The sequence below is a fragment of the Microcoleus sp. genome, assembly GCF_041354475.1.
GTDB lineage: Bacteria > Cyanobacteriota > Cyanobacteriia > Cyanobacteriales > Microcoleaceae > Microcoleus.
The window spans coordinates 1-12679 of record NZ_JBGJZU010000028.1 but is presented as its reverse complement, the minus strand read 5'-3'; the positions used below and the strand labels follow the sequence as shown (position 1 = coordinate 12679).

General features: G+C 45.5%; 10 protein-coding genes. 5 read left to right on the top strand and 5 right to left on the bottom strand.

The genetic code is table 11. The annotated features are described in order from the left end of the window. Positions 1 to 18: 18 nt before the first annotated feature. From ACBR23_RS12820 to ACBR23_RS12810, 3 genes are all read left to right on the top strand, one after another. A complete protein-coding gene (locus tag ACBR23_RS12820) occupies positions 19 to 1680 on the top strand; it encodes a CTP synthase (RefSeq protein WP_371119660.1) in 1662 nt (553 codons plus the stop codon). A 301-nt stretch (positions 1681 to 1981) separates the two neighbouring features. After that, positions 1982 to 2422 carry a helix-turn-helix domain-containing protein gene (locus tag ACBR23_RS12815; protein WP_371117582.1) on the top strand — a complete coding sequence of 147 codons (441 nt, stop codon included), beginning with the start codon at positions 1982 to 1984 and terminating at the stop codon, positions 2420 to 2422. Further along, entirely contained in the window at positions 2406 to 2828 is a 423-nt protein-coding gene (locus tag ACBR23_RS12810) for a hypothetical protein (protein WP_371119659.1), read from the top strand. Before ACBR23_RS12815 ends, ACBR23_RS12810 begins: the two co-directional genes overlap by 17 nt. Positions 2829 to 2991: 163 nt before the next feature. Here the strand turns inward: ACBR23_RS12810 and ACBR23_RS12805 are convergent, their stop codons facing one another. From ACBR23_RS12805 to ACBR23_RS12785, 5 genes are all read right to left on the bottom strand, one after another. Further along, positions 2992 to 3870 carry an ROK family protein gene (locus ACBR23_RS12805; protein WP_371119658.1) on the bottom strand — a complete coding sequence of 293 codons (879 nt, stop codon included), beginning with the start codon at positions 3868 to 3870 and terminating at the stop codon, positions 2992 to 2994. A gap of 55 nt (positions 3871 to 3925) precedes the next feature. Next, positions 3926 to 4468 carry a hypothetical protein gene (locus tag ACBR23_RS12800; RefSeq protein WP_371117578.1) on the bottom strand — a complete coding sequence of 181 codons (543 nt, stop codon included), beginning with the start codon at positions 4466 to 4468 and terminating at the stop codon, positions 3926 to 3928. 23 nt (positions 4469 to 4491) lie between these two features. Then, positions 4492 to 5694: a murein transglycosylase A gene (locus tag ACBR23_RS12795; protein ID WP_371119657.1), complete on the bottom strand. Its 1203-nt coding sequence runs from the start codon at positions 5692 to 5694 to the stop codon at positions 4492 to 4494. Beyond that, the gene (locus ACBR23_RS12790) at positions 5687 to 5944 is read right to left on the bottom strand and encodes a hypothetical protein (protein WP_340518827.1); all 258 of its coding nucleotides are present in this window, start codon (positions 5942 to 5944) and stop codon (positions 5687 to 5689) included. The genes ACBR23_RS12795 and ACBR23_RS12790 overlap by 8 nt, the downstream gene beginning before the upstream one ends. 260 nt (positions 5945 to 6204) lie before the next feature. After that, positions 6205 to 7857, bottom strand: a complete 1653-nt coding sequence (locus ACBR23_RS12785) for an ArnT family glycosyltransferase (RefSeq protein ID WP_371119690.1) — start codon at positions 7855 to 7857, stop codon at positions 6205 to 6207. A gap of 200 nt (positions 7858 to 8057) precedes the next feature. On the opposite strand from ACBR23_RS12785, the gene ACBR23_RS12780 reads away from it, so the two are divergent. Both ACBR23_RS12780 and ACBR23_RS12775 read left to right on the top strand, forming a co-directional pair. After that, on the top strand, positions 8058 to 9551 hold the full coding sequence (locus ACBR23_RS12780) for a hypothetical protein (protein WP_371119656.1): 1494 nt from the start codon (positions 8058 to 8060) through the stop codon (positions 9549 to 9551). A gap of 898 nt (positions 9552 to 10449) precedes the next feature. Further along, the coding region (locus ACBR23_RS12775) for a DUF4347 domain-containing protein (protein ID WP_371125652.1) at positions 10450 to 12679 on the top strand (2230 nt) is incomplete at its 3' end.

Sequence of the window (12679 nt, the reverse complement as noted above, 5' to 3'; positions counted from 1 at the left end):
TCTAAAGTCAAAAGTCTTATGAGCAAATTTGTGTTTGTGACCGGCGGCGTCGTTTCCAGCATCGGTAAGGGAATAGTCGCTGCTTCCTTGGGGCGCTTGTTGAAGTCCCGCGGCTATTCTGTCTCCATTCTGAAGCTAGACCCCTATATTAACGTTGACCCCGGCACTCTCAGCCCGTTTCAGCACGGGGAGGTGTTCGTGACTCAAGACGGTGCAGAAACCGATCTGGATTTGGGTCATTACGAGCGTTTTACCGATACATCCATGTCACGGCTCAACAGTGTCACCACGGGGTCGATTTATCAAGCGGTGATTAATAAAGAACGCCGTGGCGAGTATCACGGGAGTACGGTGCAGGTGATTCCGCACATCACTAACGAGATTAAAGAGCGCATTCACCGAGTTGCACAAAATACCAATCCCGATGTGGTAATTACGGAAATTGGCGGCACGGTGGGAGATATTGAATCCCTGCCGTTTTTGGAGGCAATTCGCCAGTTTCGCAAGGATGTCCGCCGCCAAAATGTTGTGTATATGCACGTCACGTTGATACCTTGGATTCCTTCGGCTGGGGAGATGAAAACTAAACCGACTCAGCATTCGGTGAAGGAATTGCGCTCGATCGGCATTCAACCTGATATTTTGGTCTGTAGGTGCGATCGTCCCCTGTCCTTGGGCATGAAAGAAAAACTATCGGAATTCTGCAACGTACCCGAAGAATGCGTCATCACGGCTCAAGATGCCAAAAGTATCTACGAAGTGCCACTGATGATGGAAAACGAAGGTTTGGCAGAACAAACCATCAATCTGCTGCAACTGGAACATCGCCAACCCGATTTGACTCAGTGGGAAACTTTAGTCAAGCGACTCTACAGCCCCAGCCACAAAATTGATATTGCTTTAGTCGGCAAATACGTGCGGTTGAACGACGCTTATCTTTCCGTCGTAGAAGCCTTGCGGCACGCAGCAATCTCCATCGGTAGTGACCTCAATTTACGCTGGATTAACTCAGAAGATTTAGAATCGGGAAATATCGAAAAATATCTCACCGGTATCAACGGCATTGTTGTACCCGGAGGTTTTGGAATTCGCGGAGTAGACGGCAAAATAGCAGCCATCCAATACGCCAAACAGCACAAAATTCCCTTTTTGGGATTGTGTTTGGGAATGCAGTGTGCTGTGATTGAGTGGGCTCGCAACACCGCCAGACTAGAAAATGCCAACAGTGCCGAGTTTGACCCCAATACCACAAATCCGGTGATTAACTTATTGCCAGAACAGCAAGATGTGATAGATTTGGGCGGAACAATGCGACTGGGTTTATATCCGTGTCGCGTCAACCCAGACACCCTAGCATTCAAACTTTACCAGCAACAAGTGATTTACGAGAGACATCGGCATCGCTACGAATTTAACAACGCCTATCGCAATCTTTTCTTAGAATCAGGTTATGCTATTTCGGGAACATCTCCCGACGGCCGCTTGGTAGAAATGATCGAATTACCAAGCCATCCATTTTTCATCGCCAGCCAATTTCACCCAGAATTCCAATCTCGACCCAGCTCCCCTCACCCATTATTTCAGGGATTCATCGAGGCTGCGAGCCTCCAGGGAAAGCATGATTTTCCCGAAGCACAGGCCTTAGATTGGGTTCCCGAAAAAGTTGCAGGAACCACATGAGCTGCCACGCATCTAATTTGACTCTCAAGTTTGATAAGATTTTTGTGGGAGGGTTGTTCTTAGCAACTCCGAAGCAGAATCAAGCAATATTTAGATGCGTGACGGCGGATGTGACACATTATTAATATATCTTCAACGAAAAAAATAACCCCACTCCCAACCCTAGTAGGGATCGGGGCTAGAAAGTGTAACTTGATTCTTGGACAAGGCTACCCATTGTTGCTCAATTATGGGTAGACTTTTCACTCGCAGGTTCTGCTTCTGTAAGGTTTTGGTGGAATTAATGGATTAAAGAAGTGCTATGCTACTCGGATTCAAAACCGAATTAAAACTGAACGACCGACAGCGAACGCGGTTAGCTAAACATTGTGGAGTAGGTCGTCACGCATGGAATTGGGGACTGTGGTTGACCAAAAACATACTCAACCACAATCAAGCCAACCCACAGGAAAAGCTCAAATTTCCCACGGCTATTGACTTGCACAAGTTGTTAGTATCCTTGGTAAAATCCCAAAACCCTTGGTATTACGAGTGTTCTAAATCCACACCACAGATCGCATTAATCGCATTGCCAGAAGCGTGGAAACGGTGCTTTAAGAAGACTGCGGGATTACCCAGATTTAAAATGTTCTCTAATGTTGAGTCAATCTCTATGGGGTTAGATTTCAAAATAGATTTTTTTAACTCTTGTTACATACCAGGAAACGGAGGTTTCAGGAGGTGTTGTGGCTTACTGGATTAAATTAATTTATGAGAAAAATTCTTACATAATCGACCTGGATACTATTAGTGCTTTTTCTAAGGAACTGGATAATAACCGGATCGCATTTTGGCTGCCTCATAGCAGTCAGCCGATTATCCTCAATCCCCACGGCAATTCTGATGCTTACAGGCAAGTTATAGATTATCTCAAAAAAACAATCGATCGCAATTCTCATAAATCCTGGGTCAAAATTAATTACGATCGCAAAGAATTTTCCATCGATTTGAGTCGAATTAGCTTTTTTGCTTGGGAACCTAATGGTCGGTTAACTTTTTGTTTACCAGACAGTGCACTTAATATTGTGCTCGCTCCCCATACTAATCCCCATGATTATCAAAAATTACAGGAATATATCAAAAATACAACGGGACTTTCGGGGCCATAACCAATAACAAATAATATCAATTCCGGTTGTATCGGAATGATTAAACCTTACTAGGACACAGAGGACGCAGAGAAAGAGAATAGAGAAATAATAATTCCGATGTCAACGGATTTGATATAACCAATAACAAATAACCAATAACCAATAACCAATAACAATTAAATTACCTCCAAGCTAGTTTGGCAGCCCCTACCATCCCTGCTTGATTTCCCAATTCAGCTACCAATAACTGCAAATTTTCCCTAGAACTGGGGAGAACCCGTCGCTCTATTTCTGCTATAACCGCCGGGAAAAAAAACTCTGCACCTGCACTAATTCCGCCACCAATAATAATAGCTTCCGGCGTTAAAACATAAATGAGACTTGCCAAACCTATACCGAGATAACGACCATAATTTTGCCAATATTCTACAGCTTTGGCATCTCCCGATTTTGCTAAATTTGCTAATTCTAGCGGTTCTAAACCAGTTTCGCGACGAATTGCTTGCACTGAAACATACTGTTCTAAGGAACCACGATTCCCGCTGTTGCATTCCGGACCATCGGGATTGATGGTAATCAATCCTAACTCGCCCGCGGCACCTTGATGACCTGAAAATAGTTTGCCATCTAGGATAACTGCACCCCCAACACCAGTGCCTAATGTTAGCAAAATTAGGTTTTTCCAGTGGCGGCCCGCACCTAACCAAGCTTCTCCTAATCCAGCACAGTTAGCGTCATTTGCTAATATGGTTGGCAGTCCGGTTTTGGCTTCTAACCAATCAGCTAGGGGGACGTTTTGCCAGTTTTTGAGGTTAATTGCGACTCTGGCTATTCTCCCAGTGGCGTCTGCGGGGCCTGGGGTGCCGATGCCGATCGCCTTTACAGCATTTTCCACTGGATTAAGTTGAGAAATTGCGTCTACCATTGCCGCTAAAACCGCTTCTGGTGTTGCGGGTTGAGGCGTTGGTACTGTTAAGGATTGATGGCAAATTCCCTCGGCGCTGAATCTGCCGAGTTTGATGGCGGTGCCGCCTAAGTCAATGCCGATTACTTGTGTCATGGAGTTTGTGATTTTTAATGTGATATTCTAACAAGCAATTGGTATTTTTAGCAACTTATTCTTCCCCGTCAAAACCCAAACCATCTCCTATAAACACTGCTTCAATCACCATCCCCTTCTCACCATCATCCTCCTGGGGTGGTAGGGGAAATCTTGCTAATATCTCCTGACTAATTTTCCTCGAAACATTTCCTAATTCCCCGTCACGAATTCTACTCAATAACAGTAGCCGGCACGCCAATTCCTGAAGCGATGCAACTGATGAATTTGGATTCAGGTTGTCATCAATGTTCCTAGTCTCGATTTCCATCCTTTCGGAATCTACTGACTCGGCATTTGCTAACAAATTTTGGCCAAATCGACGCAGCCAAGTTGCTAATTCTGCATCTTTCAGACGTTTTGCTATCAGAAATCCGGCGACATCTCCTCTACTCCAACTTTGATTTACTCCTTCTAGAAGTTCCATGAATTTCGCCTCGTATTCTGTGTCTGTCAGGGTTGGTGGCTGGGGCTTTTCTGGTGTTGGGGGATTGGATGGTTGGGTTTTGAAGAGTCGCTGAATTAGTTGTTTGAGGAATTGCCAAATTTTGTTTAGCATTTGTGAGGTACAGATAGTTCGATCTACTTTAAAAGTGGATAATATAGTTCTCCGGTTGAGTTGATGAAGCCGGCTCGATCGCCCGCCAAGTTTCCTGTTCCCATAAATACATCTACTCTACCGGCACCTTTAATTGCACCGCCTGTGTCTTGATCTAAAACGTACCGATTTACTTGGTTTTGTTCGAGTTTTCCTTCTGCATTGGGGTAGGGAAGTTTGGTACTAATGAGTGCTAGGGCCCCCGGTGGCATTAAGGATTTGTCGGTGGCGATCGACCTTTCGGCAGTTACTGGCACTCCCAGGCTTCCTATGGCGGGAGATCCTTGAGTGTCCCGGAAGAATACAAAGCTTTGATTTTTTGGCAAATACTTGTTCATTTCTTCGGGGAAGTTGGCAAAATATTCTGTTAATTTTGGCAAGTTTAACTGTTCTAAAGTAAACTTTCCGTCTTTAACTAATTCTCGCCCAACTCCTGTATAACTGTGACTTGTTTTCCCGGCAAAACCCACTGTCATGACATCACCATCTGGGAGCTGCAATTTCGCAGAACCTTGGACGTGAATTAGAAATGCTTGGAAGCGATCGCGCAACCAAACTAATTCTAATCCGCGCAACAATCCTTTGCTTCCCTGCAAAGCATCTGCCCCTTCTAATTCCAATCTTGTCGGGTGAGGTTTTGGCCAAGACGCGATGTTTGGTGGCACGCGATAAAGGGGATATCGATATTCGGCTGTCTGGGTTCTTGATGCGGCGTAAATAGGCTGAAAATAACCGGTAAATGCTACAGTGCCTTGCCCGTCTTTGCCGATGGATTTGTAAAATACAAATTCCCGCTTGACAGATGCTTGAAGTTGTGATGGCGTGGTAGAGTTGACAACTAATTGGCGAAAGCGATCGAGGGAACGGCGGACTCGATCGCGCGTAATTCCTGCTACTTGATAGCGTCCGTAAGCATTAGCTGCTGCTGCGCTATCGAGATAACCTAGGCTGTAGTCGATCGACTTTAATAACGATGCTTTGTCTCCGGGTTTGCCCTCAACGCCCCAAACTTGAGCATCAAAGGCGATGGACTCCGATTCACTTGCTGATAGCTGAGTCAAACTCACTGGTTGTAGCGGGGAAACTGCCATCACGGGGGCATTAAAGGCGATCGCCAAAACGCAACAGGCGATCGTCAATAACTGATACCTAAAAATTTTACTCAATTTCCATCGTCCCTTATTCATCGTATCTTTCAACGCTAGAAGTAAAAATTGGTTCTACGCGAATTGCCTGAACACTGGTAGGACGAACCACCATGTATTCGCCTTGAATATTTTTGATCGGGACATTCAGAAATTCATTGGATTCCTGCTTGGGAACCAAAACAGTGCTGTACCACTTCTGAAAATCTTGCAGCGTTGAGAAACGGACTTCTTCACGGTGGCCGCCGCTCAGCAACAGATGCACGGAATATTCACTGGGAGTTCTGGGCATATTTGTATTTTAGAGTTGGGATTTTAAGCTTTTGGAACCATTCTATCTTTTACTGGACATCTGGCATCACTAAAATTTCGGAAATTTCAGACACTTAAAACTGACAGCAATTCGGCTACGCTGACCCAAGGGCGAAGTCGAACTCCCTCACAGACGATTTTGCAAGTGTTTCAGGGATTGGGGCACTCCCGGAATGACCCACGGCCTGCCAAGAAAGCGCGTTTTTCTCCCCATCTAGGGTTCCCTAGGTGCAGAAACTATCATTTTCGAGTTACCAAAACCCAATCATCAACTGTGTTCACCACTTGAGCACGATCCAAATCTAGATGTTGAAACACCGGTTTTTCCAACAGAAAATAAGGTTGAGGGAGAGTTTGCCATTTCTGTTGTAGTGTCGGCGCGTCGGCGACAATCACTTGGTGTTCGCTGTAAAAATTCAGCGATGGACGCGGGAGGCGGTGAGATGTGAATACCTCTTTACCAGCGGGGGTTCCTTGGCGGACCATTTCGGCGATCGGCTTGACTGGATAATCCTCCGCCAGTTCCCAAACCCAGTTATTTGAGGCGAACAATACTAACAATGTCAAGTAAGTTCCCCAAATTAAAACTAATAGAAACTGTCGGTCTTTACGGTGCTGTAACCAGGCGGATAGGATTGTTGTCAAAGCTACAAACAGTAGCATTAACTGTAAATCTCCCTCTGGTGGCGGCAGGCGATCGCCAAATTTTACCAGACCGCTGAAGTAAATGCAACCCACAATCGCAACTATCGCCATCACTCCAAAAATGACAGGATGAGGCAACAAAGATACAGCATCAAAACGTTCCTCTACTTGTGCTTTTTCCGGTGCTTCTCCCATCGACATTTGTTCCCAAACTTCGGCTAAATAGCTGCCAACTGCTAAGGCAAAAGCTGGATAAATTGGTAAAATATACCAAGGCAGTTTAGTATTCATCACCGAAATAGCTAGCAGATAAACTCCACTCCAAACTAAAACTAATTTTGGTCCAGGAAAATTGCGATTTTCCCAGCTCAAACGCAGCCCTTGCAGCCAAAATAACTGCCACGGCCAAGGTGATTTCAACAGTTCTAAAAGATAATACCAGGGCGGGCCTTGCTGATGACTAACAGGTTCCCAAATGCGCCGGAATGATTGGTTGACTAAATTGGTGTTGATAAAGTCTTGGCCGTAGTGCAGCCATTGGGCAAAATACCAAGCAGCTACTGGGAAAGTTCCGATCGCCAATCCGCCCCAAAGATACCCAGAAGTCAGGAGTCGCGGGGTATCCCAAACCAAGAAACAAAGGGCGATCGCCCCCAGTAGCAGCCCCAACATCACGCCCTTAGTCAAACAAATGAGTCCGAAGCCAATACCGACTGCCAAAGCGTAGCGCAAATCCCGGCGCGATCGCAGCAAACACCAGATTGTCCCTAGCAAAAAACACAAAACAGCACCGTCTAGCATCGCTAAACGCCCGTGTCGCACCACTGGTAACAGCGTCAGATAAACTAAAGTCGAAAAAATGGCGATCGCCCGCTGGGGAAACAACTCCCTAGCAATGGCGTAAAGCAAGGGTACAGAAGTGGCTGTCAACATTGCGGGTATCAACCTCGCTGTCCATTCGCTAACACCGCCTAGGGCGAAACACAGCCCGATCAACCAGTGTACTAGGGGAGGCTTGTTCAAATAAGGCACTCCATCCAGGGTGGGATAAAGCCAATTTAAGTTACCGCGCCAGATTTCGCGACTCACCTGGGCTGCAATAGCTTCATCCCAATCCCGCAACGGCACCCCCCCTAGATTCAGCCCGAAAATTAGTGCAGCAGCCAACATCGCAGCCAACATCCACAGTTTGTCTGTATAGTGGTCGTTTAAGCGAATTTTGGGTTGGTGATTCCCCGGAGGAAACATTTCTGACATAAGTTTAAAAGAGTTATTGTAGATGTGGAAGTTGGATGGAAGTCGAAACCAGCAAGAAGTCCATGTGAAAAGGCAATAAAATCAATGGCTTCAGCACTTAAATACCTCCTAAATGCGGAAAAATTTGGTATATTAGCGTCCCAAACTGAATGTAAACTTAGACAATAGTTATTTACGATCAGGCATCTTCCATGAATTTACCCGTAATCATAGATATTATCATCGGCTTAGTTTTTATCTACCTGAGTTTAAGCTTGCTAGCTTCAGAAATTCAGGAATTGATTGCTACTGTCTTGCAGTGGCGAGCCGAACATTTAAAAAAGTCCATCGAAGTGTTGATTGCTGGCGGTAACGAAGGTGTTCGGGATGAGGCTCAATTTCAGCTAGTCGGACGGTTAGCAAATTTGATTTACAGCAATCCGATAATTAACGATTTGAATCAGGGAGCGAAAGGCCCTCTCTCACAAGGATTCCGGTCTTTTACTCGCAGTTTAGGTACATTGTACCGTCGCATCACTGGTACCACAAATGTGTTTGGAGATAAATCCAGTGGGCCTTCTTACATTCCCTCCGAAAGTTTTTCGAGCAGTCTTTTGGATACTTTAAAAATTCAGGAGCTGATGCAATCTATCACCGAGACTAGATTGGAAAGATTTAAAGACCTACAGTTGGCACAAATTAAAGTTATTGTGGATGGTCTCAATCTATCCGGGTCTACTAAACCGATTATCGAGCAAGAATTTTTGTGGTTAACTGGCGAATTTAATCGCGTAGTTCAAGATTATAAAAATAATGTTGACAATTTAAAAAATAGTTTGGATAGAATGTCAGAAAAGCTGGGTTTTTATATTAATGATTCTCAGGTCTATTTGCCGGAATCTGAGCTAGAAGGGAGAGAGTTTCAACGGCAGATGGGCTTTATTAAAACTAATTTTGACAGTGAATTTGAACGAGAAACACTGCGAAAGCAACTGCAACCGAGTTTAAGCAATGTTTTAAATACTATCAGGAAAGTCAGGAAAACTCAGCAGACTGTCACAGAAATTATGGAGGAGAAAGAAGGTAGTCCGATTTATCAACAAATTCAAGCAACTGTTGATAGTATGCCAGAATCTCTGAAAAATAGTCTTTATATTTTAGCAGAGCGCGTTGAAAAAGATGGGGGAGATACTCAGGAGCAGTTGCAGCGGTTTCAGCGCGAAATTGAAATTTGGTTCGATCGCAGTATGGAGCGGGCTTCGGGGGTTTATAAGCGGAATGCTAGAGGGGTAGCTATTTTGCTCGGAACTGCGATCGCGATCGGTGCCAATGCTGATACTGTGAATATTATTAATCGGTTGTCCAAGGATTCGATGCTGCGCTCGACTGTGAATTTGTACGCTCAGCAGTTAGTAGAAAAGAATACTCCTGCGAAATTAGATAATTTAACAAATCTCACAAAAGTTCAAAATGAAGTAGGTATAGCTTTGGATAATTTAGCAGTACCTTTCGGCTGGAGTGAACCTAATAGATTAGAAATAGACCCCGCAGGAAATGTATTGTGGCCAGCTTTTTTGGCGAAAGTTTTCGGTTGGCTGTTGAGTGGGGTAGCTATTTCGATGGGAGCAGTTTTTTGGTTTGATGTGCTGAGCAAGATTATCAATATTCGCAATGCAGGTAAGAAACCACCTTCTACAGATACTTGATCTAGCCTATTTCCCTTGTGCATTTGGCCAATTACTAGCGTCCCTAATGACTGTTGACGGTTAACGCTTGACTTTTGACGACAGTCTCAGGTTTCAGTGAAATCACGCACAACATAAATTCCGTGCGATCGCGGATGCACAGCCAAGAGAAATAAGCCAAAATTAAAGTTGCGTGTAATCACTAAGCTACGGGTAAAACAGAGAATATTAAGATACCCGATTTCCTATTATAAAATAATTCCCATTGCCCGGAACATTTCACCTCACACAGCAAGTCTCTAGTGATAGATAGCAACACCCAAAACGCTGAGGAGATTGTTAATTAATGATTTCAAGCTAATTCTAGCTACCTACAACTGCGCCGTACTACTCTGAGTTGAGATAACAGAGAACCAGAGGTCAGCCAGTTAAAAAAGTGGCATAGCTGACTGTTTGAAAAAGCAAACAAAATGATTTCTTATAGCCGCCCGGTGGATGGTCCTAAGTCGGGTTTCAGTTTTTCAACTCCTAGTCAAAAGTCATGTCAATAGAGCCGGAATCGCGGTCTCCGAGCGCGATCGCCTTTTATTGAGAAGATTTACATAGCCTCTCTATCAGACAGTGTTGTGGGGTGAATCCCCCCGTGGGTGTAACAATCTGTGCCGATATTGGATACTTATTGTAGGATTTTGAAGGGTAATTATTCACCCAATGAACCGAAAAATGAGGGCCAATATTCGCCACCATAAATAGTTATTACTACTACTAATAAATGAAGCATCAGGATAAAAAAAACTTAAAAAAAATGAAATATCTATTGCATTTAATTTCAGATAGGTGTTAAGGTGTAATCAAAGAAGACTGATCGCATTACTCCCAGGCTGTATTTACCAGTAATGCCATTGATGGAGTATCAAATATGAATTCTATGTTCGCTCAAGTTAACTCACAATCAGCAGTGGAAAAACTGCCGCTACGTTCCTTAGTTTTCATTGACTCAGGCGTGGCAGACTACGAGTCCATTGCAGCCGGAGCGCTCCCAGGACAGCAAGTAATCATACTCGATCGCAACCAAAACGGCATCGAACAAATCACTTCAGAAATTGCCAAATATGCCTCTACCAATGGGGAGATCGATTCAGTACACATCATTTCTCACGGTAATTCGGGGAATCTAGAACTAGGTAACACTTCTCTGAGTTCAGATAACCTAGAACAGTACGCCAGTCAGTTGCAAAACTGGCAAAACGGACTGTCAGAAACAGCAGACATCATGCTTTACGGCTGCGATGTAGCCTCCGGTACAGGCGCTAATTTCGTCGATCGCATTTCGGAATTAACCGGAGCCGATGTAGCAGCATCCACTAACTTAACCGGGATAGGCGGCGACTGGAATTTAGAATTTGCCAAGGGCGATATTGAATCTCCCTTAGCCTTAAATGCTGAGGTGATGGCAAGTTACCAAGGGAATTTAGCTACCATCGTCGTTACCAATAATAACGATAGCGGAGCAGGGTCCTTAAGAGCGGCGATCGCCTCTGCTGCGGCCGGCGATACCATCACCTTCGCTCCCGGTTTAGCAAATCAAACCATCACCTTAACTAGCGGTCAACTCGACATTCCCGTTGGCAAAAATATCACGATTGACGGCGCGGCAGCCACTGGTTTAACCATCAGCGGTAACAACGCCTCCCGCGCGTTTTTTGTCAATGCAAATGTAGTTACCGCTACCAATTTCACCGTCAAAAACCTGATTATTACTAACGGTAAAACAACCGAGACAGGAGGTGCGATCGGCACAACGGACGAAGTAAATCTCACAGTAGACAATGTTCAGTTCAACAACAACGTCGCCGACAAAGGCGGTGGTGCAATCTTTGGTAACTTCAACAATACCCTGACAGTCAGCAACAGTAAATTCAACGGTAACGTAGCCACCGCCGGTAATGATGAACGGGGTGCAGGTGCGATCGGCTTTTTGAGTTTCAAAGCAATTACAGTCACCAACAGCGACTTCACCAACAACAAAGGAATTAACGGTGGGGCAATTAACAGCCTTCAAGGCAAGCTGACAATTGACAACTCCCGATTCATCGGCAACGATACCACCGCAGCCACTTTCGCCACCGGTCAGCCCAATGATTTCTTAAGAGGTTTCGGCGGCGCACTTTATACCGATCGCGCCAGCAATCCGAATGAAGCTTCCGGCACAATTAAAATCACCAAAAGTGTATTTCAAGACAACAAAGGTCGGGGCGAAGGCGGAGCAGCATATCTGTTTACCGGCACCCAAGACAGCGTAAGCATTGCAGACAGCACCTTCCAAAACAACGAAACTTTGTCGCTTCCCGGTGGAAGCGACGGCATTGGAGGCGGCGTGGTGAACTTGAGCAACGGGCTCAACAAAGGACTTACAGTCTCCAACACCACCTTTGCTGGCAACAAAGCCCCCGGTCAAGGTGGCGCAATGTGGATCATGGATGCGCCTGCCACGATTACCAACAGCACCTTTTCTGGGAACCAAATTACTGGAACTACTGACTTTTTCGGCAATGTCGGCGGTGCAATGGCTCTTTATGCCGACACCACCATCGTCAACAGCACCTTTGCTGATAATTCCGCCCGTTGGGTGGGTGGAGCAATCTCGGCTGCCGAAGGAAAGTCTGTCACCGTCAAAAACACGATTTTTGCCAACAACACGGCGGGGAATGAGTTTGGCATTCAGCAAAACACCAGCAGCGAACTAACAGACCAAGGTGGCAATTTTCAGTGGCCTGTCAAACAAACCAATAACTTCAACGATTACAATGCGACTGCAAGCATTACGATCGCAGACCCCCTCCTGGGCCCACTGCAAAATATCAACGGCGCCTTTGTCCGGCCCCTGCTGACAGGAAGTCCGGCCATTGATAAAGGAGTTCCTTCTGGGGCACCAGCTACAGATCAACGGGGTGTGGCTCGCCCTCAAGATGGTGATACTATTCCAGGGGCGATCGTGGACAGCGGTTCCTTTGAATTTAGCGTTAATGTAGCACCCACACCAACACCTACACCGGCACCGACACCCACACCCACACCCACACCGGCACCGACTCCCACACCGGCACCGACTCCCACACCCACACCGGCACCGACACCCACACCGGCAC

Bases quoted from the DNA above. Each gene is read 5' to 3' on its own strand.
- ACBR23_RS12780 (WP_371119656.1), top strand. From the start codon at position 8,058: ATGAATTTACCCGTAATCATAGATATTATCATCGGCTTAGTTTTTATC.
- ACBR23_RS12815 (WP_371117582.1), top strand. From the start codon at position 1,982: ATGCTACTCGGATTCAAAACCGAATTAAAACTGAACGACCGACAGCGA.
- ACBR23_RS12795 (WP_371119657.1), bottom strand. From the start codon at position 5,694: ATGAATAAGGGACGATGGAAATTGAGTAAAATTTTTAGGTATCAGTTA.
- ACBR23_RS12785 (WP_371119690.1), bottom strand. From the start codon at position 7,857: ATGTTTCCTCCGGGGAATCACCAACCCAAAATTCGCTTAAACGACCAC.
- ACBR23_RS12790 (WP_340518827.1), bottom strand. From the start codon at position 5,944: ATGCCCAGAACTCCCAGTGAATATTCCGTGCATCTGTTGCTGAGCGGC.
- ACBR23_RS12820 (WP_371119660.1), top strand. From the start codon at position 19: ATGAGCAAATTTGTGTTTGTGACCGGCGGCGTCGTTTCCAGCATCGGT.
- ACBR23_RS12805 (WP_371119658.1), bottom strand. From the start codon at position 3,870: ATGACACAAGTAATCGGCATTGACTTAGGCGGCACCGCCATCAAACTC.
- ACBR23_RS12800 (WP_371117578.1), bottom strand. From the start codon at position 4,468: ATGCTAAACAAAATTTGGCAATTCCTCAAACAACTAATTCAGCGACTC.